This is a genomic window from Kitasatospora sp. NPDC087314 (assembly GCF_044744365.1).
In the GTDB taxonomy this organism is placed as follows: domain Bacteria; phylum Actinomycetota; class Actinomycetes; order Streptomycetales; family Streptomycetaceae; genus Kitasatospora.
The window spans coordinates 128,018-153,359 of sequence record NZ_JBIUYE010000013.1; the positions used below are offsets into that span (position 1 = coordinate 128,018).

Here is a 25,342-nt window from a genome sequence, read left to right on the forward strand (position 1 = left end):
AACAGCTGAACGCTCAGGGCGGAATCGCCCGCAGCGGACACGCCGTCAGCGAAACGGGGAACCTCAGCCGGCGGACCGGTGGTCGGGGTCGTGCATCTCGCCGACCAGCTCCTCCAGCACGTCCTCCAGCATGACCACGCCGAGCGTGCGCCCGTCCTGGTCCAGCACGGCGGCCAGGTGGCAGGTCGCGCGACGCATCGCGCCGAGCGCGTCGTCCAGCGGGAGGCTGCCGCGCAGCACCGTGATCGGGCGCCACAGCCGGGCCGGGACGGGCGCGGACGGGTCCTCCACGTCGAGGATGTCCTTGAGGTGCAGGTACCCCAGGTAGCCGTGGCCGGCCGGGTCGCCGTCGGTGACCGGGAAGCGCGAGAAGCCGGTGCGCAGGGCGAGCTCCTCGACCTCCGCGGCGGTCACCTTGGTGTCCACGGTGACCAGTTGCTCGGGCTTGAGCAGCACCTCGGTGACCGGTCGGTGGCCCAGCTCCAGGGCGTCCTCCAGGCGTTCCTGGCGGCCCTCGTCGAGCAGGCCGGCGTCCCGGGAGTCGACCAGCAGGTACATCAGCTGCTCGGTGGTGAACACCGACTCGACCTCGTCCTTGGGCTCGACCCGGAAGAGCTTCAGCACACCGTTGGCGAACGCGTTCAGCACCCGGATCACCGGGGCCAGCCAGCGGGCCAGCCGGTCCAGCGGCGGGCCGAGCCAGAGCGCGGCCTTCTCCGGGCCGGCCATGGCCATGTTCTTCGGCACCATCTCGCCCATCACCATGTGCAGGAAGACCACGACGGCCAGCGAGATCCCGTACGAGAGCGGGTGCATCAGACCGGACGGGACGCCGATCGCGTGGAACGGGCCCTCCAGCAGGCTCGCGATGGTCGGCTCGGCGAGGGCGCCGAGGCCCAGCGAGCAGACGGTGATGCCGAGCTGGGCGGCGGCCAGCATCGCGGAGACGTTCGACAGCGCGTGCAGCACGGTGCGGGCGCGCTTGTGGCCGGCCTCGGCGAGCGGTTCGATCTGGCTGCGGCGCACCGAGACGACGGCGAACTCGGCGCCGACGAAGAAGGCGTTCCCGAGCAGCAGCAGGACGGCGACGGCCAGTTGGAGCGCGGTCATCGGGCGTCCTCCTGGCTCTCACCGAAGGAGGCCGGTGCGCTGGTGCGCTCGACCCGGACCTGGCTGGTGCGGTGCCGGTCGACACCCGTGACGGTGAGGCGCCAACCGGGCAGCTCGGCCTGTTCGCCGACCTCGGGCAGCTTGCCGAGCAGGTCGGAGACCAGGCCGGCCAGCGTCTCGTACGGGCCGTCCGGGGCGTTCAGGCCGATGGCCTCCAGCTGGTCGATCCGGGCGCGGCCGTCGGCCTCCCAGGCCGGCAGGCCGTTCAGCGGGGGCAGCGACAGCAGCTCGGGGCGGTCGGCGGGGTCGTGCTCGTCCTGCACCTCGCCGACGATCTCCTCGACGATGTCCTCGACCGTGACGACGCCGGCGGTGCCGCCGTACTCGTCGACCACGATGGCCATCGGCTGGAGACGCCGCAGCTGGTCGAGCAGCCGCTCGGCGGGCAGGGTCTCGGGCACCAGCAGCGGCGGCGACGAGAGCCCGCCCACCCGGACCAGGCCGCGGCGGGCGGCCGGGACGGCGAGGGCGTCCTTGAGGGTCACGATGCCGGTGACCTCGTCCAGGCTGTCGGTGTAGACCGGGAAGCGGGACAGGCCGGTGGCCCGGGTCAGGTTGACCACGTCGGAGGCGGTGGCGTCGCGCTGGAGGGCGGCCACGTCGATCCGCGGGGTCATCACGGACTCGGCGGTCAGCTCGCCCAGGCCCAGGGTGCGGACGAACAGGGTCGCCGACTCCTCGTCTATCGCGCCGGCCTTGGCCGAGTGGCGGGCCAGCGCGACCAGCTCGGCCGGGGTGCGGGCGTGTCCCAGCTCCTCCTGCGGCTCGACGCCGAAGGCGCGGACCGTCCGGTCGGCAGCCCCGTTCAGGAAGCTGATCAGCGGGCGGCAGACGAAGGAGAAGGCCATGTGCGGGGCGGCGACCGCGCGGGCCACCTGGAGCGGGCGGGAGATCGCCCAGTTCTTCGGGACCAGCTCGCCGATCACCATCTGCACCACGGTGGCGAGCACCATGCCGACCACCACGGCGACGCCGCGGGCGGCCGGGGCGGGCACGCCGATACCGGTCATGACGGGGCTGAGCAGGGTGGACAGGGCCGGCTGGGCGAGCATGCCGACCACCAGCGAGGTGACGGTGATGCCGAGCTGGGCGCCGGACAGTTCGAACGAGAGGTGCCGCAGGGCGCGGGCGACGCGGCCGGACTTGGCGTCGCCGGTCGCGGCGGAACGTTCCACCGCCCCGCGGTCCGCGGTCACGAAGGCGAACTCGGCGGCCACGAACAGGCCGTTGGCGAGGATCAGCAGGAGGGCTGCGAGCAACAGCAGCCAGGCGGTGATCACAGTGCCGCCTGCCTTCCGCTGACAGGAAGGTGGGCGGCGCAGGTACTACCGGACGGATCGTCCATCGAGGGGGAGTGTCACTCCTCAGGTCGCTTTCGGGCAGGGCGGAAGCTTTGCCCTGCTTTTACCAGCGTAGACCATACCGGGACGATGGTAGGAGGAGTGTTCGGACCCGCCGGACCGAGGATTCCCAGGTCCGGGCGGGTCCGGGCGGCCCTGGATGGGCGTGGGCGGGCCCGGATGGGCCCGGATGGCGTTGTGGCGGTCCCGGGGTTCAGACCTGGGCGTGGTGCTCGACCAGATCGCGCAGGGCGCGGGCGTCCGCGATCGCCTGGGCCTTGCCGACGCCGGACTGGATGCCGACCGCGGCGAGCGAGGTGCCGTCGGCCAGGTCGAGGGTGGCCCACGGGTCGCCCTGGCGGAAGTTGACCCGGACGATCTCGGCCCAGGAGAGCCGGCGGCTGCGGACGAAGTTGACCACCGTCACGCCCTGCGCGTCGGCGCTCACCCGGGGCCGGGCCAGCATCAGGCCCACGCACGCGAACAGCACACCGCTGGCCGCCATCATGATCCGGTCGTTGAGCTGCCAGTTCTCCGGGAGCAGCACGGCCATCACGGCGAACAGCGCCACCAGCAGCACGCAGACCGGCAGCAGCACGGCGCGGGTGCGGCGCGGCGCCCAGGTGACGGGGAACTCGACGGGCGGCGTGGACACGTGGGATCTCCGGTGGGGTGGTTCAGGGGAACGGTCGTTCCCGGGAAGGCTCGTTCCGGGAACGGCGGTCGTCGCGGACGGCGGTTCGGGGCGGGGAGCGGATCCGAGCGGGCGGATCCAGGCAAAGGGCGGGGACGCCGACCGGCGTCCCCGCCCCATTCAACCGTTCCTTACCCGCATCGCGGCGGGCGCGGTCGCCGCCGCGCCGCTCAGAGGCGGCAGGCGTGGATGTTGGTGACCAGGATGGCCCGGGCGCCGATGCTCCACAGGTCGTCCATGATCCGCTGGGCCTCCTTGCGGAGCACCATCGAACGCACCGCCACCCAGCCCTCGGTGTGCAGCGGGGAGACGGTCGGCGACTCCAGGCCGGGGGTGAGCGCCACGGCGGCGCCGACCTTCTCGGCCCGGATGTCGTAGTCCATCAGCACGTAGCGGCGGGCCACCAGCACGCCCTGGAGGCGGCGCAGGAACTGCTCCACGCGGCTGTCCTCGCCCGCGCCCTTGGGGCGGATCACCACGGCGTCCGAGATCAGGATCGGCTCGCCGAACACCTCCAGGCCGGCGTTGCGCAGGCTGGTGCCGGTCTCCACCACGTCGGCGATCACGTCGGCGACGCCCAGCTGCACCGCGGTCTCCACCGCGCCGTCCAGCTTGGTGACGGTCGCCTTCACGCCGTGGTCGGCGAGGTGCTGCTCGACCAGCCCGGTGTAGGAGGTGGCGATCCGCAGGCCCTCCAGGCCCTTGACGTCCTCGACGGCCACGCCTTCGGGGCGGGCGAAGCGGAAGGTCGACCCGGCGAAGCCGAGGGCGAGCACCTCCTCGGCGTTGGAGTGCGAGTCCAGCAGCAGGTCGCGACCGGTGATGCCGACGTCCAGGCGGCCGGAACCGACGTAGACGGCGATGTCGCGCGGGCGCAGGAAGAAGAACTCGACCTCGTTGTTCGGGTCGACGAGAACGAGCTCCTTGGGGTCCTTCCGTTGGCGGTAGCCGGCCTCATGGAGCATCTCCGCCGCGGGACCCGAGAGCGAACCCTTGTTGGGAACGGCGATGCGCAGCATGGGAGGTTGGTTCCTTACCTGTTGGGAGGGGTGTGCAGTTCGAACCGGGTGTCGGAGGTGCTTTTTCGGACCGGGTCTCTCCGGACCGGGTCTAGAGGTACTTGTAGACGTCGTCGAGTGTCAGCCCACGGGCGATCATCATCACCTGAACGTGGTACAGGAGCTGCGAGACCTCCTCGGCCGTCTGCTCGTCCGACTGGAACTCGGCGGCCATCCAGACCTCGGCGGCCTCCTCGACGACCTTCTTGCCGATCGCATGGACGCCCTGCTGGACGAGCTGCGCGGTACGGGAGGACGAGGGGTCGCCGGTGGCGGCCTTCTGCTGGAGCTCGGCGAAGAGCTCCTCGAATGTCTTCGAAGCCATGATGGACTCACCTTACGGCGTGCTGGGTCACGGGCGGTAAACGGTCCCGGACCGTGGACGGTCCGATGGACGTCCACGGTCCGGGTCCGGACGGTCCGCTCAGAGCGCGGCGCGCAGCACCGCGGCGGTCGCGACGGCGGCGGTGACGGCCTCGTGGCCCTTGTCCTCGGCGGAGCCGGGCAGGCCGGCCCGGTCGATCGCCTGCTCCTCGTTGTCGCAGGTCAGCACACCGAAGCCGACCGGGACGCCGGTGTCGACGGTGACCTGGGTGAGGCCGGCGGTGGCCGCCTGGCAGACGTAGTCGAAGTGCGGGGTGCCGCCGCGGATCACCACGCCGAGGGCGACCACCGCGTCGTAGCCGCGGTCGGCGAGTCGCTTGGCGGCGACCGGCAGCTCGAAGGTGCCGGGGACGCGCAGCACGGTCGGCTCCGCGACGCCCAGTTCCTTGAGCGCGCGGAGGGCGCCGTCCAGCAGGCCGTTCATCACCTTGTCGTGCCACTGGGCGGCGACGACGGCGACCTTGAGGTCGGCGGCGCCGTCGATGGTCAGCTCAGGGGCTCCGTGTCCGCTCATGTTCGTACTTCCTGTCCGTCGTGATGGGGGCGGGCGTGTTCAGGGGCCCGTGGAGGAGGGCGGTGTGGTCAGGAGCCGAGGCCGGGCAGGTCGTGGCCCATCCGGTCGCGCTTGGTGCGCAGGTAGCGCAGGTTGTGCTCACCGGGCGCGATCTCGACCGCTTCGCGCCCCTTGACCTTGAGGCCGTGCTCGGTGAGCGCGGAGAGCTTCTCCGGGTTGTTGGTGAGCAGGGTGAGCGAGCGGACGCCGAGGTCCACCAGCATCTGCGCCGCGATGCTGTAGTCCCGGGCGTCGGCCGGCAGGCCGAGGTCGAGGTTGGCGTCGACGGTGTCGCGCCCCTGCTCCTGGAGTTCGTAGGCGCGCAGCTTGTGCGCCAGGCCGATCCCCCGGCCCTCGTGGCCGCGCAGGTAGAGCACCACGCCGCGGCCGGACTCGGCGACCCGGTGCAGCGAAGCCTCCAGCTGCGGGCCGCAGTCGCAGCGCAGCGAGCCGAAGACGTCGCCGGTCAGGCACTCGGAGTGGACCCGGACCAGGACGTCCTCGCCCTCGGGCAGCCGGCCGTCGGCGCCGAGACCGCCGGCCACCAGCGCGATGTGCTCGACACCGTCGATGGTGCCCTTGTAGCCGACGGCGGTGAACTCGCCGTGGACGGTGGGCAGGGCGGTGACGGCGGCCCGGTCGACGTGCAGCTCGGTGCGGCGACGGTAGGCGATCAGGTCCTCGATGGAGATGATCGCGAGGCCGTGTTCGCGGGCGAAGGCGACCAGTTCGGGCAGCCGGGCCATGGTGCCGTCGTCGTTGACCACCTCGGCGATCGCGCCGGCCGGCGGCAGTCCGGCCAGCCGGGCCAGGTCGACGGCCGCCTCGGTGTGGCCGGGGCGGACCAGCACCCCGCCCTCGACCGCGCGCAGCGGGAAGACGTGCCCGGGGCGGGTGAGGTCGCCGGGCTCGGTGCCGGGCGAGGACAGCAGCCGGACGGTGCGGGCGCGGTCGGCGGCGGAGATGCCGGTGTCGACCCCCTCGCGGGCGTCCACCGAGACGGTGTACGCGGTGCCCTTGCGGTCCTCGTTGACCTGGGTCATCGGCGGGAGCTTGAGGCGGTCCAGCTCCTCGCCGGTCATCGGGGCGCAGATCACGCCGGAGCTGTAGCGGATGGTGAAGGCCATCAGCTCGGCGGTGGCGGCGGAGGCCGCGAAGACGATGTCGCCCTCGTTCTCGCGGTCCTCGTCGTCGACCACGACCACGGCACGGCCGAGGGCGATGTCCGCGATCGCCCGCTCGACCGGGTCGAGGACGAGTTCGAGGTCGAGGGTGTGGTTCTCGGTCATACCGTGGCTCCCTGCGGGACGGTGGCGGAGTTGACGCGCGGCTCACGGGTGCTCAGCCACCACGAGCGCAGGCCGAGCAGCACCAGGACGAAGTAGAGCGAGTAGGTGAGGCCGGAGAAGGAGTAGCCGCTGTTGAAGGCGAACGGGACGCCGACCGCGTCGACGGCGATCCAGGCGAACCAGAACTCCACCCAGCCGCGGGCCTGGGCGACCATCGCCGCCAGCGTGCCGACGAAGATGTAGGCGTCCGACCAGGGGCTCCAGGACAGGCTGGGGTAGGACGTGAACAGCCAGGCCAGCGCGACGGTGCCGGCCGCGGTGCCCGCGGCCAGCGCGGCCCGCTCGGGCCAGGTGGCGAACCGGACGGCGATCGTGCCGCTGTCCCGGCGGCCCCGCCGCCACTGGCTCCAGCCCCAGGCGGCGGTGACGATCACGATCAGCTGCTTGCCGATCAGACCGGGGACGTGGCCCCCGAGGTAGGCGGCGATCAGCACGACGCCCGACAGGAGCTGGACCGGCCAGCTCCAGACCGAGCGGCGCCAGCCGAGCGCGAGGGCGGACATGCCGAGCAGGTTGCCGAACATGTCGGCCCACTTCACGTGTTCGCCGAGGACGGTGAACGCTTCTCCGCTGAGCCAGCTCACTTGGACTCTCCGGCGGTCGTCGGGGGGAGGGCACGGGAGTCGAGCAGCCGCTCGACGTACTTGGCGAGCACGTCCACCTCGAGGTTGACGCTCTCTCCGACGGCCTTGGCGCCGAGCGTGGTCAGCGCGAGGGTGGCGGGGATGAGGCTGACGGTGAAGCTGTCGCGCGCGGCCTCCACCACGGTGAGGCTGACGCCGTCGACCGTGATCGAGCCCTTCTCCACCAGGTAGCGGGAGATGGTGTCGGGCAGCGAGAAGCGCAGCACCTCCCAGCGCAGGGCGCCGGCCGCGTCGCGCTCGCCGGGCTCGCGGCTCAGCAACGTGCCGGTGGCGTCGACGTGGCCCTGGACGAGGTGTCCGCCGAGCCGGGCGCCGAGCGCCATGGCGCGCTCCAGGTTGACCCGGGAGCCGGGCTTCAACTCGCCCAGGCTGGACCGGTGCAGCGTCTCGGCCATCACGTCGGCGCTGAACTCACCGGTGCCGGAGGCCAGTTGGTCGGGGGTGTCGACGACGGTCAGGCAGACGCCGTTGACCGCGATGGAGTCGCCGTGCCGCGCATCCGTACAGACCACCGGGCCGCGCAGACGGATTCGCGAGGAGTCGCCGATCTCCTCGATCGACACGACCTCGCCGAGCTCTTCGATGATGCCGGTGAACACCCGGGTTCTCCTCGCGCTTGGGGCGCGGACTCCGGGGCGGCATGGGGAGATGACACGGACGGGCAACGGTGCGCAGGCCGACGGCACGACCCGTCGCCGGGATGCCGAGGCCGCCGGGAGATCGCTCGCCCGGCCCGGGAGACACTGCTCCCGCCGTTCACCTGGCCGTGGCCCACCGGGGGCCACGGATATCGCTGTTCGTCCGCCCGCGCACGCCTCCCATCCGGACTTTAACCGTCGGTCCAGGAATTTCACCTGGTCAACCGGCCGCTGGCTGCGGACGGGTCGCGGACTGTAACCGCCGGTTCGGATTTTCACCGACCCCGGAGTGCGCTGAACGTCACTGCTGTTGTGGTCATTCTGCCACGGCCCGCGCAAGCCCAGGGAGAGCCTTCCGCTGTGGGCTGTTTCACGCCGTTGCGGGGAATGCGCGGCGGGGTGGCTCGGGGCCGCGGGCAGGGCTACGGCGTTGCCGTGGTGACTCAGAGCGTGGCCGGCGCGGCGATCGGCATGAAGTGGGTGACCACGGGTGGGTGTGCGAGGTAGCACAGCTCGCCCTCCGAGCAGACCGGTCGGATCCGCCACATCGGACCCGCGTACCCGCGCAGGGCCTCCTCGTCGCGCCAGCGGCTCAGCACGAGCACCCGGTGCCCGTCCTCGGTCACCGAGCGCAACAGCTCGCCGCCCAGACAACCGTCGGTCCGCCCGAGCTGCGGGATCACCTGCGTGGTCAGCAGCACACAGAACTCCTCGATGCGACCGGCCAAGACCTGTCCGGTCCAGATCCTCACGATCACGACCACCACCTCCGAGGGGGGAGCCCTTGGCCCCATTATCAGGGTAAAACCGCTGGTGGGGAGGGGTAGGACGAAGCTTTACCGACGGCTTGGGCCGTCCTGCGGCCCGGGATCCGGAAAGGGGCTCGGTTAGATTTCCGGTATGACCACCACACCGGAATCTGTCAGCCCGTCAACCATCGCTCCGGATGCGCCGGGCAGCCTGTTCGCCGCCCTCCGCGCGGGGGCGCTGACCGACCCGGCCCAGCTGCGCGAGATCTACGAGCAGCCCGGCGACCACGCGCGCCGCAAGCAGGTCGACCACCTGCACGAGGTCGCGCGACGGCTGATCGCCTGTTCCTCGCTGGTGTTCGTGGCCAGCTCCGACGCCGCCGGGCGCTGCGACGTCTCCCCGCGCGGCGGGCCGGCCGGGCTGGTCTCCGTCCTCGACGAGTACACCCTGGCCATCCCGGACGCCACCGGCAACAAGCGGTTGGACACCCTGCACAACGTCCTGGAGAACGGCCGGGTCGGGCTGATCTTCGTCGTCCCGGGCCGGGACACCACGCTGCGGGTCAACGGGCGGGCCTGCGTCTCCACCGACCCGGAGCTGCTGCGGCAGCTGACCGCCGTCGGCAAGCCCCCGCGCAGCGCGGTCGTGGTGGCCGTCGAGGAGGTGTACGCGCACTGCCCCAAGGCCTTCCTGCGCGGTTCGGCCTGGAAGCCGGAGAACTGGCTGGCCAAGGACGCCCAGCCGACCTCCGCGGAGATCACCCTCTCGCACCTGCGGGACGACTCGCTGACCATCGAGATGATCGAGCAGAACGAGCGGGAGGCGCTGCTCCACCGCTACGAGTGACGCGGTGCTCCCGTGATGCGGTGCTGCTCCCCGCTATCGCCGCACTCCCCGGCGACGCGGTGCCGCGCGGCGGCCGGCCCGGGTGGACCGGCCGGCGCGCGTCCGGCGCGCGTCCGGCGCGCTCAGGCGGCCTTGGGCAGGTCCACCACCGGTGCGCCGTCGGCCGCGCGCTGGACGGCCTCGACGCCCTTGTGGGCGGCCTCCTTGCTGGAGTACCCCTGGCCGGTGGCGACGATCTCGCCGTTGCCCGCCTTGAGCCGGAACCGGTACTTGCCGCCGGCGTCCTCGTAGATCTCGAACCTGCCCGCCATCCGGGCCACCTCCTCGTGGGACGCGCGGGGCGCCCCTGTGGTCAGCCCCCTCCAGCACGGTGCGCCCGCCGACCGAGCGGCCGCACCCGGTCGGGGGCCGGACGGGTGATGCCGGTCCATCACGGGTTTTCGGGGTGCCGGGGCGGGTGCCGGTGGCTTGAATGGACGGATGGACTGCGTCTTCTGCGCGGTGGTGGCCGGGACGGAGCCCGCGCACCGGGTGCTGGACGACGAGGCGGCGGTGGCGTTCCTGGACCGGCGGCCGCTGTTCCCCGGCCACGTGCTGGTGGTACCCCGCGCCCACCACCGCACGCTGGCGGACCTGCCGGCCGCCGAGGTGGGGCCGTTCTTCCTCCGGGTGCAGCGGGTGGCGGCCGCGGTGGAGCGCGGGATGGGCGCGGCGGGGAGCTTCGTGGCGGCGAACAACCGGATCAGCCAGTCGGTGCCGCATCTGCACGTCCACGTGGTGCCGCGCAATCCGAAGGACGGGCTGCGCGGGTTCTTCTGGCCGCGGGGGAAGTACCCGGACGAGGCGGGAGCCGCGGGCGTCGCGGCGAGGCTGCGGGCGGCGCTCGGGGACTGAGGGGCTGGTGGGGTTTCCGGTGGTTCGGGGGCGCCCAGGGGAGTCGGGGACCGAGGGGACCGAGGGGGCTGAGGGGGCCGGGGGCGTTTCGTGTGCGGCCCGCCGACGGCCACTTTCCCGCGTTTGTAAGCCAGTTTCACCAACCCTCTTGACAGGTATAGACCATTCCGCTTGAGTCGATGTCGGCCCCGCACCGGCCCGCACCCCGGTCGGCCGTCCCCCCGCGACGCGCCCCCGCGCGGGCCCGGTTCCCCGGCCCCGCCCAGGTCCCTGTCTCGACGACGTGCGGCCCTCACCGCACAAGGGGTGATGACGTGTCATTGAAACGCCTGCTCGCGCTGCTCTCCGCCCTGATCACGGCGTTGGCGGTCGCGGTGCTCCTCCCCGCCTCCGCCAGTGCCGCCGCCTGCGGCACGCCGTGGAACGCGGCCACCGCCTACACCGGCGGCGCGGCCGTCTCGTACAACGGGCACAACTGGACCGCCAAGTGGTGGACCCAGAACGAGGCCCCGAGCACCGGCGGCACCGGTGTCTGGGCCGACCAGGGCTCCTGCGACGGGTCCACCGGCCCCACGCCCGGCACCTGCGACTACCCCGCCTGGGTCGCCGGCCGCACCTACACCGCCGGCGACATCGTCCGGTACACCAACGGCGGCTACTACCGCGCCACCCACGACAACCCGGGCTACGACCCGGTCATCAGCACCTGGTACTGGGAGCCGTACAGCTGCGGCTCGACGCCCACGCAGCCGCCCGGCACGGGCGGATTCCCGGTCAGCCAGGCCCAGTTCGACCAGATGTTCCCGGGCCGGAACTCCTTCTACACCTACCAGGGCCTGATCGACGCGCTCGGCGCCTACCCGGGCTTCGCGACCACCGGCAGCGACACCGTCCGCCGCCAGGAGGCGGCCGCGTTCCTCGCCAACGTCAGCCACGAGACCGGCGGGCTGGTGTACGTGGTCGAGCAGAACACCGCCAACTACCCGCACTACTGCGACACCTCGCAGCCGTACGGGTGCCCGGCCGGGCAGGCCGCGTACTACGGGCGCGGGCCGATCCAGCTGAGCTGGAACTTCAACTACAAGGCCGCCGGCGACGCGCTCGGCATCGACCTGCTGAACAACCCGAACCTGGTGCAGACCGACCCGGCGGTGGCCTGGAAGACCGGCCTCTGGTACTGGAACACCCAGAACGGGCCCGGCACCATGACCGCGCACAACGCCATGGTCAACGGGTACGGCTTCGGTGAGACGATCCGCAGCATCAACGGCTCGCTGGAGTGCAACGGCAACAACACCGCGCAGATGCAGCACCGGATCAGCCTGTACCAGAGCTTCGTCCAGATCCTCGGCACCGTCCCCGGGGGCAACCTGAGCTGCTGACGGCTCTTCGCGCGATGACGTCCCTCCGGGTCTGACCTCCGGACCGTCAGACGCCCCGCCACGCTCGGCCGGTCGACACACGTCGGTGTCGGTACGTTGCCGAGCGTAGCGGGGCGTACTCCTGTGGGAGCAGCGGGGAGCGGGTGAAATCGTCGTTCCGGCGGACGATTTCGCAGGTCACGACGACCTAGGCTCACAGCCATGAACGAACTCGCCCGCCTTGTACAACAGACCGCCGACCGGCTCGCCGGCCAACACGTCGGCGCGGTGGTCGCCGGGCTGGCCGGCGGCGACGTGGAGATCCGCGGCGCCGGGCGAACCGGCCCGGGCGGCGCCGTGCCCGGGGCGCACACCCTGTTCGAAATCGGTTCCGTCACCAAGGTGTTCACCTCGCTCGTCCTCGCACGGCTGGTGCTCGCCGGCTCCGCCGGATCATCTGTCGGATCAGCCACCGGGTTCGACGCCGGACCGGGCGTCGGACTCGACGAACCGCTCGCCGAAGTACTCGCGGGCATCCGGCCCGGCGGTGTCACCGTCCCGGCCAGGGGCGGGCGGCCGATCACCCTGCGGCACCTCGCCACCCACACCTCGGGGCTCCCCCGCCTGCCCCGGGGGCTGCTGGCGACGGCGCTGCTCAAGCCCAACAAGCCCGATCCGTACGCCCATTGCGATACCGCGTACGTACTCGCCGGGCTCGCCCGGACGAGGCTGCGGGCCGCACCCGGGCGCAGCTTCCGCTACTCCAACCTCGGCGCCGGGCTGCTCGGCCTGGCTCTCGCCCACCGGGCCGGAACCGGCTACGAGGAGTTGGTGGCGCGCGAGGTCTGCCAACCGTTGGGGCTGGTGGACACCTGTGTGCGCGGGGGCCGGGAGCAGGCCGATCGGCTGGCGCAGGGGCACACGGCCGGCGGGCGGCCGGTCCCGCACTGGGAGCTCGCGGACATACCCGGCATGGGCGGGCTCCGGTCGACCGCCGCCGACCTGGCGATATTCCTGCGGGCCCAGCTGGCCGCCGACCGCGAGCCGGACGCGCCGCTGGCGCCCGCGATCACGCTCACCCGGGAGACCCGGCACCGGGTCAACCCGTTCGCCTGGATGCATCTGGGGTGGCTCGCCCACCGCCTGCACACCCAGCAGGGCGGTCACCTACAGATCTGGCACAACGGCGGCACGGGCGGGTTCCGCTCCTTCGTGGCCTTCGATCCGGAGAAGCAGGTGGGGGTGGTGGTCCTGGTCAACACCCGCCGCTCCGCCGATCCGGCCGGCACGGCCCTGCTGCGCACGCTGCAGAACGAGTTCGCGACGACGAGGTGACGAGGTGCGGTGGAGGATCTTCCGACGGGGAGGGTGGGCTGACGAGGAGCACGCGAGGTCGGACAGAGGGCGGGGTGAGGCCGTGAGCAGGGTGAGGTGGAGGATGGGGTAAGTCCATTTCGGGGCCAAGAGGTACCAATTGGCCCTGTTCGGGGGTCCGGCGGTCGGTCGATGCTCAGGGTCCGACAGCTGCGGTTCCGGTTGTGGTGTTCGCTCAGCGGGAGGTGACCGAGGTGGGGGTGGTGTGGCCCTTGGCCCGGGCGCGGTCGATCGCGGGTGGCGGCGGGCGGCTCGGGCGGGTGGTGCGGGTGCACCGTCGGTTCCGGCCGATGCCCTGGCGCGCCCGGGCGTGGGTGGACGCCGCCGCGGCCGCCGTCGCCGCAGCGGCCTGGCCGGCGACCGGGGAGTGGTGGCCCGTGCCCGTGGTGGCGGCCGTCGCGCTCACGGCCACGAGCGGCTACGGGTGGCTGCGGCCCGCGCCGGGCCTGCGGGCCGTCCGCGTGCACGACGGCGGGCTGGTGCTGGTCGGGGCGGACGGCAGCGAGCGGCCGCTGCCGTGGGACGCGGTGGAGGCCACCGAGTACTCCCCCGGCGGGCGGCGCGGGGTGGGCGAGCAGGGCCGGATTTGGCTGGTCGGCGTGGACGAGCCGCTGCCGGTGGCGCAGCTACGGCGGCTGGACGGGCTCTTCCGGGAGCTCGACGAGCGGCTCTCCCCCGGGCTCCGGGGTGCACTGCACGAGGCGCTGCGCACGGAGGGGGCCGTCCGGTTCGCCCGGGGGCGGCTGTCCGTGACGGCCGGCGGGCTGGTGCACCGGCCGCCGCACCCGCTCGCCGCGACGGAGGCGTTCCGGTGGGCGGAGGTGCGGTCTGCGCAGGCCTCCGACCTCGGAGAACTGGAGATCCGTACGTACTCGGCCGGCCTGCCGCTCACCTTCCCGGTCCCGAACGCCGGCGCGGCGGCGGCGTTCATCGAGGAGGTCCGGGACCGGAGCCTCTGACCGGCCGGCGACCAAAGGGTTGGATTACCGAACTCACCGCTCTACAGTGGGTTCGGTAATCCAACCGATCCCGCACGCCCTCACAGGAAAGGCGGCCGCCATGCGCGACGCCGTGATCGTCGAAGCCGTCCGTACCCCCGTCGGGAAGGGCAAGCCGGGAGGGGCTCTCTCGGGCGTCCACCCGGTGGAGTTGCTCGCCCACACCCTCCAGGCGCTCATCGGGCGCAGCGGCGTCGACCCGGCCCTGGTGGACGACGTCATCGGCGGCTGCGTCGACCAGGTCTCCGAGCAGGCCATGAACACCACCCGCCACGCCTGGCTCGCCGCCGGGTTCCCGGAGTCCGTCCCGGCGACCACCGTCGACCGGCAGTGCGGCTCCTCCCAGCAGGCCGTCCACTTCGCCGCGCAGGGCGTCATCGCGGGGGCCTACGACCTGGTGGTGGCCTGCGGGATCGAGTCGATGAGCCGGGTGCCGATGTGGTCCAACGTGCCACCGGGAGCGGACCCGTTCGGCGCCGCGGTCGCCGCCCGCTACCCGGGCGGGCTGATCCCGCAGGGCGTCAGCGCCGAGTTGATCGCCGCCAAGTGGTCGATCTCGCGCGAGGCGATGGACGAGTTCGCCACCGCCTCGCACACCAAGGCGGCGCGGGCCCACGCGGACGGCCGGTTCGAGGCCGAGCTGGCCCCGGTGCCGACGGGTGACGGCCGGCTGGTGGCGGCGGACGAGTCGGTGCGCCCGAGCACCACGTCCGAGGTGCTGGCCGGCCTGCGGCCGTCCTTCGCCGATCCGGCCTTCGCCGAGCGCTTCCCGCAGATCACCTGGTCGGTGACGGCGGGCAACAGCAGCCCGATCAACGACGGCGCCTCCGCCGTGCTGATCGCCAGCAGTGAGACCGCCGCCCGGCTCGGCCTGCGCCCGCTCGCCCGCTTGCACTCCTTCGCGGTCACCGGCTCCGATCCGCTGCTGATGCTCACCGGCGTGCTGCCCGCCACCGAGCAGGTTCTGCGGCGCTCCGGGCTCTCGCTCGCCGACATCGACCTGTTCGAGGTGAACGAGGCCTTCGCCAGCGTCGTCCTGGCCTGGCTCCAGGAGACCGGCGCCGATCCGACGAAGGTCAACGTCAACGGCGGCGCGATCGCCCTCGGCCACCCGCTCGGCGCCAGCGGCACCCGGCTGATGACCACCCTGGTGCACGAGATGCGCCGACGCGGCGCCCGGTACGGGCTGCAGACCATGTGCGAGGCGGGCGGTCTGGCCAACGCGACGATCCTGGAGGCGCTCGACTGAGCCCGCCCGGCCGAGGCGTCCCTCGGCCGGCCCGCGCGGCCCCTAAGGGTCCTCACGGGTTCGCCCCGGAGCGGGAGCCGACGTCCCCTCAGGAGGAACCCCTACTCCGCTGAGTGGACGTCAACTCCCGTGCCTGCGGCCTACCGTCCATGGCATGAGCCGACTTCGACGCACCGCCGCCGCGGCAGCCCTGCTGCTCGCCCTGCCGCTCTCCGTCGCCGCCGCAGCGCCCGCCCTGGCCGCGCCCTCGCCGGACACGTCCGCCACGGCGCCCACCGTCCCGGCCGACCTCCGGACCGAGCTCCCGCGCCCGACCGGCCCGTACGCGGTCGGGCGGGAGATCCTGCACCTGGTGGACCAGGACCGGCCGGACCCGTGGGTCCCGTCCGCGGGTCCGCGCCAGCTGATGGTGTCGATGTACTACCCCGCGCACGCCGGGACGGGCGGTCCGACCCCGTACATGACGCCCGAGGCCGCCCGGATGATGCTGGACGGCAAGCTCCCGGGCAACACCATCCCCACCGAGGCGGTCACCGGCGCACGGACCTGGGCGGAGTCCGACGCACGCCCGCAGCACGGGCGGTTCCCGCTGATCGTGCTGTCGCCCGGTTTCACCATGCCGCGCTCCGAGCTCACCGCCCTCGCCGAGGACCTGGCCAGCCGCGGGTACGTCGTCGCGTCGGTCGACCACACCTACGAGAACACCGGGACCACGTTCCCCGACGGAACGACGCTCCCCTGCACCCTCTGCGACGGCCACGTCCCCGACGACGACTGGGCGGCGGTGTCCGAGAGCCGGGCGAAGGACGTCTCCTTCGTCATCGACCAGCTCACCGCGCACCCCCACCCGGCCTGGCGCTACGCCCGCATGATCGACGGCGACCGGATCGGCATGGCCGGGCACTCGCTCGGCGGCGCGGCGGCCGTCCCCTCCATGCTCACCGACGACCGGATCCGGGCCGGGGTCGATCTGGACGGCACCATGGACTACCGAGTGCCCGCGAGCGGGCTGGGCGGCAAGCCGTTCCTGATGATCGGCCACCCGCTGGGCGGCGACAACGAGGACGCGACCTGGACGGAGAGCTGGGCCCACCTCGACGGCTGGAAGCGCTGGCTCACCTTCGGCGGCTCCAACCACGGCACCTTCACCGACAATCCGCTGTTCTTCGAGAAGCTCGGTCTCCCCCAGCCCCCCGGTACCACCATGTCCGCCCACCGGGGCGTGGACCTCACCCGCGCGTACGTGGCGGCCTTCTTCGACCTGCAGCTGAAGGGTGTGCCGCAGCCGCTCCTCGACGGGCCGACCGCCGCCAACCCGGAGGTGCTCTTCCACCCCTGAGCACCCCCCGAGCGCCCCCTAAGCGCCCCCTGAGCGCCCCCTGGGCGTGCTTCCCCGAAGACGGTCCGCTCCCTGAACGCGGCCGCCGGCAGCCCGCCGGCGGCCGCGTCGGCGTGCGTCGCCCGTCGCTACGCGGGCACCGCCGCCGAGGCGATCGGTTCGAGCAGCCGGTGCGGGCGGAGCAGGGCCCGGGAGACCGGATCGTCCCGGCGGCCGCCGGTGCGGGCGGGGTTGGGGCGCATCACGACCTCGGCCGGCGGCACGGGCCCGCCGCCGCAGCGCGGGCAGGAGCCGACGACGTCCAGGTCGGCGCCGCAGACGGCGTGCGCGAACAGGTGGTGCGCGCCGCCCGCAGTCGCGTGCCGACCACCCCAGCGGCTCAGCTGGTAGAGCGGCCCCCACAGTTCGAGGCCGACCTCGGTGAGCAGGTAGCCGTGGCGCAGCGGTGCCTGCTGGTACGGCTCCTTGCGCAGCACACCGGCCGCGACCAGGGCGTTGAGGCGGGCAGTGAGGACGGCGCGGGGGATGCCGAGATGGGCGAGGAAGTCGTTGAAGCGCTGCACACCGTAGAAGGCGTCGCGGACGATCAGCAGGCTCCAGCGTTCGCCGACCACCTCCAGGGCGCGGGCCAGTGCGCAGTCCTGCTGTTCGTAGTCGGTTCCCAGCGCCATGCGGGCCAGCCTAGTCCACTCGCCCAATAGGTTCAATGAACAGACCAATGATGATAGCGTACCGATCGAGACAAAGGTTCATTCACCAGACCTATAGGTCCGCGCCCCGGAGGGGACACCCATGCCTCCCGCACCGCCCGGCTCCTCCCCCGCCACCGCCGCCGCGCCCGCCCGGCCCGGTGCCACCCTGGCCGCGACCGCGACCGCGCTGGTCACCGTCGCCTACACCGCCCCCACCGCCTCGCTCGCCGCCACCGCCCAGGCCGCCCATGTGGGAACCGCCGGGCGGACCTGGATCCTCACCGGCACCCTGATCGGCATCTCCGCGCTGCTGCTCACTGCGGGGAGCGCCGCCGACGACCACGGCCGCAAACGGGTCTTCACCTTCGGCGTGCTGCTGTTCGCCGCCGCCGAGGCGCTGGCCGCGCTGGCCCCCGGCGGCGCCGTCTACCTGGCCGCCCGGGTGCTCCTCGGCGTCGCCTCGGCCGCCGTCCTGGCGCCCGCGCTCGGCCTGATCAGCCACGCCCACCCGCCCGGACCGGGCCGGATCCGGGCGCTCGGGGTCTGGGGCGCCGCCGTCGGCCTCGGCATCGCGGTCGGCCCGGTGTACGGCGCGCTGGTCGAGCAGCACGCCGGTTGGCGCACGGTGAGCGGCGGGATCGCGGTCGTCTCGGCGGCCGTGGCGGCCTACTCGGCCGCCGTCCTCACCGAGTCGCGGGCCGATCGACCGCGCGCCCTCGACCCGTACGGGGTGCTGACACTGGCCGCCGGGACGTCCTGCCTGATCGCCGGGCTGGCCGAGGGGCGTGGCGGCTGGGGGCGGCCGATGGTCGTCACCCTGCTGGTGCTCGGGGTGCTGCTGCTGGCGCTGTTCGGACTGGTCGAGGCGAAGGTCCGGGAGCCGATGCTGGACCTCGCGCTGTTCCGCAGCCCCGGCTTCGTCGCCGCCACCGGCGGGGCTCTGTTCACCGGGCTCTCGCTGGTCGGCTTCATGAGCTACCTGCCGACCCTCCTCCAGGGCGTGCTGGGCCTGTCCGGCCTGGCGGCGGGCGGGGTGCTGGCGCTCTGGTCGGGACTGTCGGTGCTGTCCGCGCTGCAGGCCCGGCGACTGGCGGCGCACCTGTCGGCCACCGCACAGGTCGCCGTCGGTCTCGCGGTCTGCGGCCTGGGCCAGGCGGGCCTGTACGGGCTGACGCCGGGCTCCACCTGGCTGCGGCTCGCCCCGGGGCTCGCGGTGGCGGGTATCGGCAGTGGGGTGCTCAACGCGGCGCTCGCCCGGCTGGCGGTCGGCAGCGTCCCGGCGCACCGGGCGGCCATGGGATCGGGTGCCAACAACACCTCCCGGTACATGGGTTCGGCGCTCGGTGTGGCGGTCACGGTGGCCGTCGTCGGCTCGGCCCCGCCTGGAGGCCCCGGCCGCGAGGCCGCGGCGCGCGCCCTGGCGGCGGGCGCGGACCGGGCCGTACTGGTCGCCGCCGGCCTCTGCCTGGTCGGCGCACTGCTCGCCCTGGCCGCCCGCGCCGCCGAGGCCCGGGACGCCGGCCGGGCCCGCGACGGCGGCGCCCCCGGGGCGACCCCGACCCGGGAACGGGTCGCGGCACCGTGAGACGCCGCACCCGCGGGACAGGACCGGCCGACCTCCTGTCTGCGCGGGCCCGTTGCCGGCTGTCCGCACCCCCCACGTCCCGGTCCGAGAGTGAGCGGATCGTCACGAGCGGCGACTACCTCACCGTCGACGTCCCGCCCGGCCGCTACCGCGTGCGCTCCTCGCGCGGCGAGCCCGACCGGTCGGCGGACTACTACCTGGAGCACCCGCTGCCGCTACGGTGAGCGGTCCGCCGGGGCCGCGTGCGAAGATGGCAGGGCTGGTTGAAACGATCTCCGGACGGTTCTCTGGCCATGGTGAACGACAACGAGCAGCACCGGGGCGAGCCGCAGCAGGACGCCCTGCTGATGATGCCGATCGCGACGGCGCTGGTCGAGGCCGACGGGCGGATCCTGCACTGGAGCAGCGACGCGGAGGCGCTGCTCGGCTACTCCCCGGAGCAGGCCGTCGGCGCGAAGGCCGCCAAGCTGGTGGTCGCCGACGAGCACCGGCCCGCGGTGCTGGAGCTGTTCCAGAAGATCCTGAACGGCCGGGCCTGGTCCGGCGTGTTTCCGGTCCGGCACCGGGACGGGCACTTGGTGAACCTGGAGTTCCGCACCTACCCGATCACCGGGCCCGACGGCCGTCTGCTGGTGCTGGCCGTCGCCTCCGAGGTGACCACGCTGCGCCGGATCCAGGCGGATCTGGCCGTGCTCGACGGCTTCTTCAGCCAGTCCCCGGTCGGCATGGGCGTGTTCGACACCCAGCTGCGCTTCGTCCGGCTGAACGAGGCGTTGGCCCGGGCCAACGGCCTGCCCGCCGGGGAGCACCTGGGCCACCGGCTCACCGAGGTGCTCCCCGGAATCAACGGCGTCGAGGCCGAGGCGGTGATGCGGCGGGTGCTGGAGAACGGCAGGCCGGTCGTGGACACCCGCTCGCACGGCCGTACCCCGGGCGACCCACAGCACGACCACGCGTGGTCCGCCTCGTACTTCCGGCTGGAAGAGCCCGGTGGGCGGGTGCTCGGCGTCAGTACCACCGTCATCGACATCACCGAGCGGTTCCGCGCCGACGCCCGGGCGGCGCGGGCCCAGGAGCGGCTGGCCCTGCTGGTCGACGCGACCGCCTCCATCGGCACCACGCTCGACCTGCGGCAGACCGCCCGGGAGCTGGCCGAGGCGATGGTGCCCAGGGTGGCCGACATCAGCGGGGTGTTCGCCCTGGAGGCGCTGGTCGCCGGGCGGCACGTCGACCCGCCCGACCCCGCCACGCCGCAGCTGGTCCGCCGCCTGGCCCTGTCCAGCACCGACCCGCTGTACCCGGCCGAGATGCTGCCCGTGGACTCGCTGTACGAGCTGCCGCCGGGCTCCCCGTACACCCGGGCGCTGGCCACCGGGCGGACGGTGGTGGTGCCGTCCTGGGAGCTGCCGCTACTCAGCGACAGCATCACCGAGCGCCGCCTCCAGGCCTACCGCGGCGACCGGCCGCGCTCGGTGCGGATCACCCCGCTGCGGGCGCGCGGCACCACGCTCGGCATGGTGGTGTACTCGCGGCGCGGCGATCGGGAGTCCTTCGCGGAGGCCGACATCACCCTCGGCGACGAGCTGGCCTCGCGGGCCGCCGTCGCGATCGACAACGCCCGGCTGTACCTGCGCCAGCACCAGACCGTGCTGGCCCGGCAGCAGGCGCTGCGCGAGGCGAAGGCCGCCCAGGAGCGGCTGGCGCTGGTCAACGCGGCGTCCGCCCGGATCGGCACCACTCTCGATCTCGCCCAGACCGCGAAGGAGTTGGCCGAGGTGGCGACGCCCCGGTTGGCCGACGCCGTGGTGGTGGAGGTGCTGGAGGACCTCGTCCGCGGCGAGCGCGAGGCCCGCGCCCCGGAGGACGGCTCGGCGCTGCTGCGACGGATGGCCTTCCACGCGGCGCCGGGCTCCACCCTGCGGCCGATCGCCCGGACCGGCGGCGTGCACCGCTTCCTGCCCGGCTCGCCGTACGCGTGGTGCCTGGCGCACCGCAAGCCGGTGCTGGTACCGCGGATGGACGCGGAGGGGATGGCCTGGTTCGCCAACGACCCGGTGCGCGCCGCGGCGATACGGGACCAGAACGTGCACTCCATCCTGGTCGTGCCGCTGATCGCGCGCGGTTCCGCGGTCGGCGTCGCCGGCTTCTACCGCACCGTGGTGGACCGCCCCTACGAGGACGACGACGTGTCGCTGGCCGGGGAGTTGGCGGTGCGGGCCGCCGTGTCGATCGACAACGCGCTGCTGTTCACCCGCGAGCGCGACGCGGCCGCCGCCCGGAAGCGGGCGCTGGACGAGGCCAGGGCCGCGCAGCAGCGGCTGTCACTGCTCAACGAGGCCAGCACCCGGATCGGCACCACCCTCGATCTGCACCGCACCGCCCGGGAGTTGGTGGAGATGGTGATCCCGCGCTTCGCCGACTTCGTCACCGTCGACCTGCGCGACGCGGTGCTCGGCGGCGAGGAGCCCGACGCCGTCCCGGAGAACGGTACGGTGCTGATGCGGGCGGTGGCCGCCGGGGAGTACGCCCCGGACGGCACCATGACCGAGGCCTCCGACCAGGTCGGCGAGACCTCGCAGTCCGCCCAGCTGTACGCGCAGAGCCTGCGCAGCCGGCGCTCGATCCTGGTCTCCGAGGTGACCGAGGAGGATCTGCGCCGGATCGTCGCCTCGCCCGACCGGGTCGAACCGGGGCTGACCGCCGGCCTCCACTCGTACCTGATGGTGCCGCTGGTGGCACGCGGACTCGTGCTCGGCGGCGCCGAGTTCGTCCGCACCCACAACCCCGAGCCGTTCGACCAGGCGGACCGTTCGCTGGCCGAGGAGCTCGCCGCGCGCACCGCCCTCGCGATCGACAACGGCCGGCTCTACCGACGCGAGCGGGACACCGCGCTCACCCTCCAACGCAGCCTGCTGCCACAGGAGATCCACCGCACCCTCGGCCTGGAGATCGCCTACCGCTACCTGCCCAGCAGCGTGGTCAGCGAGGTCGGCGGCGACTGGTTCGACGTCGTCCCGCTGTCCTCCGGCCGGGTCGCCCTGATCGTCGGCGACGTGATGGGCCACGGCATCCGGGCCGCCGCCACCATGGGCCAACTCCGCACCGTCGCCCGTACGTTGATCACCCTCGACCTGGACCCGAACCGCGTCCTGCACCGGCTGGACGAGGCCACCGCCGCACTCGGCGAGGGCCAGTTCGCCACCTGCGTCTGCGTGGTGTACGACCCGGTGGACCGCCACTGCATCGCCGCCTGCGCAGGCCACCTGCCGCCCGTCGTCGCCGACCGGCAGGGGCAGGCACACCTGGTCGAACTCCCGCCCGGCGTGCCGCTCGGAGTCGGCGGAGTCCCGTTCGAGAGCGTGGAGTTCACCCTCCCCGAGGAGGCCATCCTGGCCCTCTACACCGACGGGCTGGTCGAGCGCCGGGGCCGCGACATCGACGCGGGCCTGGAGCTGCTCTGCCGGACGATCGCCGACCGCCGCCGCTCACTGGAGCAGACCTGCGACGCCGTACTGACCGAACTCACCGGACGCACCAGCGAGGACGACATCGCCATCATCATGGCGCAGGTCCGGCCGGCCGACGCGGACCGGATCGCCAGCCTGCCGCTCACCGGCGACCGCTCGATGGTCGCCCACTCGCGCCGCTTCACCCGCGAGACGCTGGCCGCCTGGGGCCTCGAACCGCTCACCGACTGGGCCGAGCTGCTCACCAGCGAGCTGATCACCAACGCCCTGGTGCACGCCGGATCCCCCACCCAGCTGCGGCTGTTCTGCAACCGGACGCTCACCGTCGAGGTCGCCGACCAGGAGAGCGAGGCACCCCGGATCCGCCGCGCCCGCGCCGACGACGAGGGCGGGCGCGGCATCCACCTCGTCAACGAGCTCGCGCACCGCTGGGGCACCCGCCGCACCAAGGACGGCAAGGTGGTCTGGTTCGAGCTGGAACTGCCCCCGGGCAGCTCGGCCGATTAGCGCGGCCTGCGACCTGCGACCTGCGACCTGCGACCAAGGATCCCGGCCTGCGATCACAACGGCTGGTTGTCGCTCGCGCGGTGCGGTTGTTGGCCGGCCCGGGCACCGAACGGATTTCCTGGTGCCACGGCGGGACAGTCCCGACCGGTCGCACCGGAGGAGTCATCATGCAGCAGAGCGACGCCCGCACCGTCGTCACCGACTACGTCACCTTCCTCGCCGCGGGCGAGCGCGAGGCCGCCATCGCCCTGTTCGCCGAGGACGCCACCTGGGCCTACCCGGGCGGCCTCGAGCTGTCCCGCACCTGGCGGGGCAAGCAGGAGATCTTCGGCGACTTCCTCGGCCGGGTCGGCACCCTCTTCGCCCCCGACGGCCTGCCCGAGATCACCCTCACCCAGGTGCTCGCCGACGGCCCGCAGGCCGTCGCCGAGTGGACCACCAAGGGCACCGCCGCCAACGGCGCCGCGTACGAGAACCACTGCCTGGGCGTCTTCACCGTGGAGGACGGCCGGATCACCGCCGTCCGCGAGTACCTGGACACCGACCACGTCGCGCGGACCCTGCTGGCCTGAACGATGCCCGCGCGGTCAGTCCGGCAGCAGCAGGTTCACGTCGCCGAACTCGTGCCAGAGGTAGCGGTGTCGGACGGCCGCCCGGTAGCAGGCGGTCAGCAGCGGGCGCCCGGCCACGGCGGCCAGCATCAGCAGGTGCGAGGCCCGGGGCTCGTGCCAGCCGGTGAGCAGGCCGTCGACCGCGCGCACCCCGCGCTCCGGCGTGATCACCAACTCCGTCCAGCCGCCGGCCTCCTGGACGGTGCCGTCCGGCGCGGCGGCCGACTCCAGGGCGCGCACCACCGTGGTGCCGACGGCGATCACCCGGCCGCCGCCCGCCCGGACGTGCCCGACCAGCCGGGCGGTGGCCGCCGGGACCTGGAACCACTCGGCGTACGGCGCCTCGTGCGCCTCCGGCGAGGCCACCCCGGTGTGCAGGGTGACCGGCGCGACCAGCACCCCGCGGCCCGCCAGCCGGGCCACCACCTCGGCGCTGAACGGCCGCCCCGCACTGGGCATTTCACTGCTGCCGGGGACGGTGGCGAAGACCGTCTGGTAGGCCTCGATCGGCCAGTCCCGGTCCACGTAGCCGTACCTGATCACCTTGCCGTGCAGCTCCAGATAGGGCAACAGCGGTGCGGGTAGGGTGAGTTGGGCGTACCAGAGACGGGCGGTGAACGGCGCCACCAGCTCGGCCGCACCGCCGGCGGGCAGCGCGACCCGCAGGCCCGGGCCGGCCGGGGACTCGGCCGGCGGGTAGTACGCGGCCGCCTGCCCCGGCACCACCCGCCGCACCTCGACCAGATGGGCGCCGCGCTGGTCGGGCTGAGCGGACGACAGGTGCAGCGCGACCGGCGTGCCGTCGGGCAACCGGCCGGGCAGCGCGGCCGGGAGGGTGGCCGAGTTGTTGACCACGAGCAGGTCGCCCGCGCGCAGCACCTCGGGCAGGTCGGCGAAGCGGTGGTGCTCCGCGCTCCCCCGATCGCGCCGTCCGACCATCATCCGGACGCCGTCCCGCGCCCCGCCGCGCGCCTCCGCCGGTGCCCGGGCGGAGAGTTCGGGCGGGACGGTGACGTCGAGACCGAGCTCCGTGAGCGTGGTCATCGCCCACCCCGCGCCGCGGCCGCCAGCTCCTCCGCGCGGTAGCGACCGGAGGGGGCGCGGTCGTGGAGCAGACCGAGCAACACCGGCGCCACCTCCTCGGGCAGCGGCTCGCCGGAGATGTCCTCGCCGGGGCCGGCCTCCTGCAGCATCCGGGTGCGCATGCTGCCCGGATCCACCGCCCACACGCTCAACTCCGGCTCCTCTCGGGCGAGTACGGCGGTGGCGAGGTCCAGCGCCGCCTTGCTGGCGCCGTACCCGCCCCAGCCGAGGTAGGGCACCACGGCGGCATCCGAACTGATGTTGAGCACGGCGCCGGCGCGGGCGCGCAGCTGCGGCAGGACGAGCTGGGTGAGCGCGATCGGCGCCAGCGCGTTGACCTCGAAGGTCTCCAGCAGGTCCGGCAGCGGGAAGTCCGCCAGCCGGGGCAGCGGTTCGGCCCCGGGGGCGGCGGCGCCGTTGAGCGTACCGGCGTTGTTCACCAGCAGGCTCGCGCCGCCGAGCCCGTCGGCGGCCTCGGCCAGATGGGCGCGGTGGTCGTCGTCGACGATCGACCCGGACAGGGCGACGACCTCGGTCACGGTGGCCAGATCCGCCTCGGCGGCCGCGAGTTCGGCCGCGCCACGAGCGGTGATCACCAGCCGCCAACCGTCGCCGGCCAACGCCCGGGCGAGCGCCAGACCAAGCCCCCGGGAGGCCCCGGTCACCACGGCGACGGGAGCGACGGGAGCGACGGACGCGGATGCAGTGTGCTGTGCTGCGTTCATGCCCCCACCCTCACCCCGCAGAGCCCACCCA

The 25,342-nt window shown here is 73.3% G+C and carries 25 protein-coding genes and 1 riboswitch; of the genes, 11 read left to right on the forward strand and 14 right to left on the reverse strand.

The window, feature by feature from the left end; all coding sequences use genetic code 11:
• Positions 1-63: 63 nt before the first annotated feature.
• From ACIO5E_RS27350 to ACIO5E_RS27395, 10 genes are all read right to left on the reverse strand, one after another.
• On the reverse strand, positions 64-1,110 hold the full coding sequence (locus ACIO5E_RS27350) for a hemolysin family protein (protein WP_400672617.1): 1,047 nt from the start codon (positions 1,108-1,110) through the stop codon (positions 64-66).
• Positions 1,107-2,450 (reverse strand): hemolysin family protein, encoded by a 1,344-nt coding sequence (locus tag ACIO5E_RS27355; protein WP_400672620.1) that lies wholly within the window; start codon positions 2,448-2,450, stop codon positions 1,107-1,109. The genes ACIO5E_RS27350 and ACIO5E_RS27355 overlap by 4 nt, the downstream gene beginning before the upstream one ends.
• A gap of 274 nt (positions 2,451-2,724) precedes the next feature.
• Positions 2,725-3,165 (reverse strand): PH domain-containing protein, encoded by a 441-nt coding sequence (locus ACIO5E_RS27360; protein ID WP_400672622.1) that lies wholly within the window; start codon positions 3,163-3,165, stop codon positions 2,725-2,727.
• A gap of 209 nt (positions 3,166-3,374) precedes the next feature.
• Positions 3,375-4,223, reverse strand: coding sequence for an ATP phosphoribosyltransferase (gene hisG, locus ACIO5E_RS27365; protein WP_400672624.1), 849 nt, complete (start codon positions 4,221-4,223; stop codon positions 3,375-3,377).
• 91 nt (positions 4,224-4,314) lie between these two features.
• Complete coding sequence (locus ACIO5E_RS27370) at positions 4,315-4,587, reverse strand: phosphoribosyl-ATP diphosphatase (protein ID WP_280685086.1); 273 nt, start codon at positions 4,585-4,587, stop codon at positions 4,315-4,317.
• A 99-nt stretch (positions 4,588-4,686) separates the two neighbouring features.
• Positions 4,687-5,160: a 6,7-dimethyl-8-ribityllumazine synthase gene (ribH, locus tag ACIO5E_RS27375; RefSeq protein ID WP_400672628.1), complete on the reverse strand. Its 474-nt coding sequence runs from the start codon at positions 5,158-5,160 to the stop codon at positions 4,687-4,689.
• 68 nt (positions 5,161-5,228) lie between these two features.
• Complete coding sequence (locus ACIO5E_RS27380; RefSeq protein ID WP_400672631.1) at positions 5,229-6,488, reverse strand: bifunctional 3,4-dihydroxy-2-butanone-4-phosphate synthase/GTP cyclohydrolase II; 1,260 nt, start codon at positions 6,486-6,488, stop codon at positions 5,229-5,231.
• Positions 6,485-7,072: a nicotinamide riboside transporter PnuC gene (locus ACIO5E_RS27385; protein WP_400672977.1), complete on the reverse strand. Its 588-nt coding sequence runs from the start codon at positions 7,070-7,072 to the stop codon at positions 6,485-6,487. The genes ACIO5E_RS27380 and ACIO5E_RS27385 overlap by 4 nt, the downstream gene beginning before the upstream one ends.
• 56 nt (positions 7,073-7,128) lie before the next feature.
• Complete coding sequence (locus tag ACIO5E_RS27390) at positions 7,129-7,791, reverse strand: riboflavin synthase (RefSeq protein ID WP_400672633.1); 663 nt, start codon at positions 7,789-7,791, stop codon at positions 7,129-7,131.
• Between the two features lie 207 nt (positions 7,792-7,998).
• Positions 7,999-8,126: riboswitch (FMN riboswitch) on the reverse strand.
• 147 nt (positions 8,127-8,273) lie between these two features.
• Entirely contained in the window at positions 8,274-8,588 is a 315-nt protein-coding gene (locus ACIO5E_RS27395; protein WP_400672635.1) for an antibiotic biosynthesis monooxygenase family protein, read from the reverse strand.
• Between the two features lie 142 nt (positions 8,589-8,730).
• On the opposite strand from ACIO5E_RS27395, the gene ACIO5E_RS27400 reads away from it, so the two are divergent.
• On the forward strand, positions 8,731-9,426 hold the full coding sequence (locus tag ACIO5E_RS27400; RefSeq protein WP_400672638.1) for an MSMEG_1061 family FMN-dependent PPOX-type flavoprotein: 696 nt from the start codon (positions 8,731-8,733) through the stop codon (positions 9,424-9,426).
• A gap of 122 nt (positions 9,427-9,548) precedes the next feature.
• Here ACIO5E_RS27400 and ACIO5E_RS27405 read toward each other — a convergent pair whose 3' ends face one another.
• The gene (locus tag ACIO5E_RS27405) at positions 9,549-9,737 is read right to left on the reverse strand and encodes a YegP family protein (RefSeq protein ID WP_400672640.1); all 189 of its coding nucleotides are present in this window, start codon (positions 9,735-9,737) and stop codon (positions 9,549-9,551) included.
• Between the two features lie 169 nt (positions 9,738-9,906).
• Here ACIO5E_RS27405 and ACIO5E_RS27410 point away from each other — a divergent pair, with 169 nt between their 5' ends.
• The 6 genes from ACIO5E_RS27410 to ACIO5E_RS27435 all read left to right on the forward strand — a co-directional run bounded on the left by ACIO5E_RS27410 (position 9,907) and on the right by ACIO5E_RS27435 (position 16,641).
• The gene (locus ACIO5E_RS27410) at positions 9,907-10,320 is read left to right on the forward strand and encodes an HIT family protein (RefSeq protein ID WP_400672643.1); all 414 of its coding nucleotides are present in this window, start codon (positions 9,907-9,909) and stop codon (positions 10,318-10,320) included.
• A 320-nt stretch (positions 10,321-10,640) separates the two neighbouring features.
• Entirely contained in the window at positions 10,641-11,702 is a 1,062-nt protein-coding gene (locus ACIO5E_RS27415; protein ID WP_400672980.1) for a glycoside hydrolase family 19 protein, read from the forward strand.
• 201 nt (positions 11,703-11,903) lie between these two features.
• Positions 11,904-13,016: a serine hydrolase domain-containing protein gene (locus ACIO5E_RS27420; protein WP_400672645.1), complete on the forward strand. Its 1,113-nt coding sequence runs from the start codon at positions 11,904-11,906 to the stop codon at positions 13,014-13,016.
• A 203-nt stretch (positions 13,017-13,219) separates the two neighbouring features.
• Positions 13,220-14,014 carry a hypothetical protein gene (locus ACIO5E_RS27425; protein ID WP_400672647.1) on the forward strand — a complete coding sequence of 265 codons (795 nt, stop codon included), beginning with the start codon at positions 13,220-13,222 and terminating at the stop codon, positions 14,012-14,014.
• A gap of 100 nt (positions 14,015-14,114) precedes the next feature.
• Positions 14,115-15,302 (forward strand): thiolase family protein, encoded by a 1,188-nt coding sequence (locus tag ACIO5E_RS27430; protein ID WP_400672650.1) that lies wholly within the window; start codon positions 14,115-14,117, stop codon positions 15,300-15,302.
• 154 nt (positions 15,303-15,456) lie between these two features.
• Positions 15,457-16,641, forward strand: a complete 1,185-nt coding sequence (locus ACIO5E_RS27435) for an alpha/beta hydrolase family protein (protein WP_400672653.1) — start codon at positions 15,457-15,459, stop codon at positions 16,639-16,641.
• A gap of 128 nt (positions 16,642-16,769) precedes the next feature.
• Here the strand turns inward: ACIO5E_RS27435 and ACIO5E_RS27440 are convergent, their stop codons facing one another.
• Positions 16,770-17,312, reverse strand: a complete 543-nt coding sequence (locus tag ACIO5E_RS27440) for a winged helix-turn-helix transcriptional regulator (RefSeq protein WP_400672655.1) — start codon at positions 17,310-17,312, stop codon at positions 16,770-16,772.
• Between the two features lie 121 nt (positions 17,313-17,433).
• Between ACIO5E_RS27440 and ACIO5E_RS27445 the strand changes: the two genes are divergently transcribed.
• The 4 genes from ACIO5E_RS27445 to ACIO5E_RS27460 all read left to right on the forward strand — a co-directional run bounded on the left by ACIO5E_RS27445 (position 17,434) and on the right by ACIO5E_RS27460 (position 23,464).
• Positions 17,434-18,918 (forward strand): MFS transporter, encoded by a 1,485-nt coding sequence (locus ACIO5E_RS27445; RefSeq protein ID WP_400672657.1) that lies wholly within the window; start codon positions 17,434-17,436, stop codon positions 18,916-18,918.
• Complete coding sequence (locus ACIO5E_RS27450; protein ID WP_400672660.1) at positions 18,915-19,142, forward strand: hypothetical protein; 228 nt, start codon at positions 18,915-18,917, stop codon at positions 19,140-19,142. The genes ACIO5E_RS27445 and ACIO5E_RS27450 overlap by 4 nt, the downstream gene beginning before the upstream one ends.
• A gap of 69 nt (positions 19,143-19,211) precedes the next feature.
• On the forward strand, positions 19,212-22,892 hold the full coding sequence (locus ACIO5E_RS27455; protein WP_400672663.1) for a SpoIIE family protein phosphatase: 3,681 nt from the start codon (positions 19,212-19,214) through the stop codon (positions 22,890-22,892).
• Between the two features lie 167 nt (positions 22,893-23,059).
• Positions 23,060-23,464 (forward strand): nuclear transport factor 2 family protein, encoded by a 405-nt coding sequence (locus tag ACIO5E_RS27460; protein WP_400672665.1) that lies wholly within the window; start codon positions 23,060-23,062, stop codon positions 23,462-23,464.
• Between the two features lie 15 nt (positions 23,465-23,479).
• Here ACIO5E_RS27460 and ACIO5E_RS27465 read toward each other — a convergent pair whose 3' ends face one another.
• The gene (locus ACIO5E_RS27465) at positions 23,480-24,547 is read right to left on the reverse strand and encodes an S-adenosylmethionine:tRNA ribosyltransferase-isomerase (protein ID WP_400672667.1); all 1,068 of its coding nucleotides are present in this window, start codon (positions 24,545-24,547) and stop codon (positions 23,480-23,482) included.
• On the reverse strand, positions 24,544-25,311 hold the full coding sequence (locus tag ACIO5E_RS27470) for an SDR family NAD(P)-dependent oxidoreductase (RefSeq protein ID WP_400672669.1): 768 nt from the start codon (positions 25,309-25,311) through the stop codon (positions 24,544-24,546). The genes ACIO5E_RS27465 and ACIO5E_RS27470 overlap by 4 nt, the downstream gene beginning before the upstream one ends.
• Between the last annotated feature and the right edge of the window lie 31 nt (positions 25,312-25,342).

Excerpts from the sequence above, each read along its gene's own strand:
- hisG (WP_400672624.1), bottom strand. The coding sequence starts at position 4,223 with ATGCTGCGCATCGCCGTTCCCAACAAGGGTTCGCTCTCGGGTCCCGCG.
- ACIO5E_RS27465 (WP_400672667.1), bottom strand. The coding sequence starts at position 24,547 with ATGACCACGCTCACGGAGCTCGGTCTCGACGTCACCGTCCCGCCCGAA.
- ACIO5E_RS27350 (WP_400672617.1), bottom strand. The coding sequence starts at position 1,110 with ATGACCGCGCTCCAACTGGCCGTCGCCGTCCTGCTGCTGCTCGGGAAC.
- ACIO5E_RS27380 (WP_400672631.1), bottom strand. The coding sequence starts at position 6,488 with ATGACCGAGAACCACACCCTCGACCTCGAACTCGTCCTCGACCCGGTC.
- ACIO5E_RS27420 (WP_400672645.1), top strand. The coding sequence starts at position 11,904 with ATGAACGAACTCGCCCGCCTTGTACAACAGACCGCCGACCGGCTCGCC.
- ACIO5E_RS27460 (WP_400672665.1), top strand. The coding sequence starts at position 23,060 with ATGCAGCAGAGCGACGCCCGCACCGTCGTCACCGACTACGTCACCTTC.
- ACIO5E_RS27445 (WP_400672657.1), top strand. The coding sequence starts at position 17,434 with ATGCCTCCCGCACCGCCCGGCTCCTCCCCCGCCACCGCCGCCGCGCCC.
- ACIO5E_RS27405 (WP_400672640.1), bottom strand. The coding sequence starts at position 9,737 with ATGGCGGGCAGGTTCGAGATCTACGAGGACGCCGGCGGCAAGTACCGG.
- ACIO5E_RS27455 (WP_400672663.1), top strand. The coding sequence starts at position 19,212 with ATGGTGAACGACAACGAGCAGCACCGGGGCGAGCCGCAGCAGGACGCC.
- ribH (WP_400672628.1), bottom strand. The coding sequence starts at position 5,160 with ATGAGCGGACACGGAGCCCCTGAGCTGACCATCGACGGCGCCGCCGAC.
- ACIO5E_RS27410 (WP_400672643.1), top strand. The coding sequence starts at position 9,907 with ATGGACTGCGTCTTCTGCGCGGTGGTGGCCGGGACGGAGCCCGCGCAC.
- ACIO5E_RS27435 (WP_400672653.1), top strand. The coding sequence starts at position 15,457 with ATGAGCCGACTTCGACGCACCGCCGCCGCGGCAGCCCTGCTGCTCGCC.
- ACIO5E_RS27430 (WP_400672650.1), top strand. The coding sequence starts at position 14,115 with ATGCGCGACGCCGTGATCGTCGAAGCCGTCCGTACCCCCGTCGGGAAG.
- ACIO5E_RS27400 (WP_400672638.1), top strand. The coding sequence starts at position 8,731 with ATGACCACCACACCGGAATCTGTCAGCCCGTCAACCATCGCTCCGGAT.
- ACIO5E_RS27370 (WP_280685086.1), bottom strand. The coding sequence starts at position 4,587 with ATGGCTTCGAAGACATTCGAGGAGCTCTTCGCCGAGCTCCAGCAGAAG.
- ACIO5E_RS27440 (WP_400672655.1), bottom strand. The coding sequence starts at position 17,312 with ATGGCGCTGGGAACCGACTACGAACAGCAGGACTGCGCACTGGCCCGC.
- ACIO5E_RS27470 (WP_400672669.1), bottom strand. The coding sequence starts at position 25,311 with ATGAACGCAGCACAGCACACTGCATCCGCGTCCGTCGCTCCCGTCGCT.
- ACIO5E_RS27385 (WP_400672977.1), bottom strand. The coding sequence starts at position 7,072 with ATGTTCGGCAACCTGCTCGGCATGTCCGCCCTCGCGCTCGGCTGGCGC.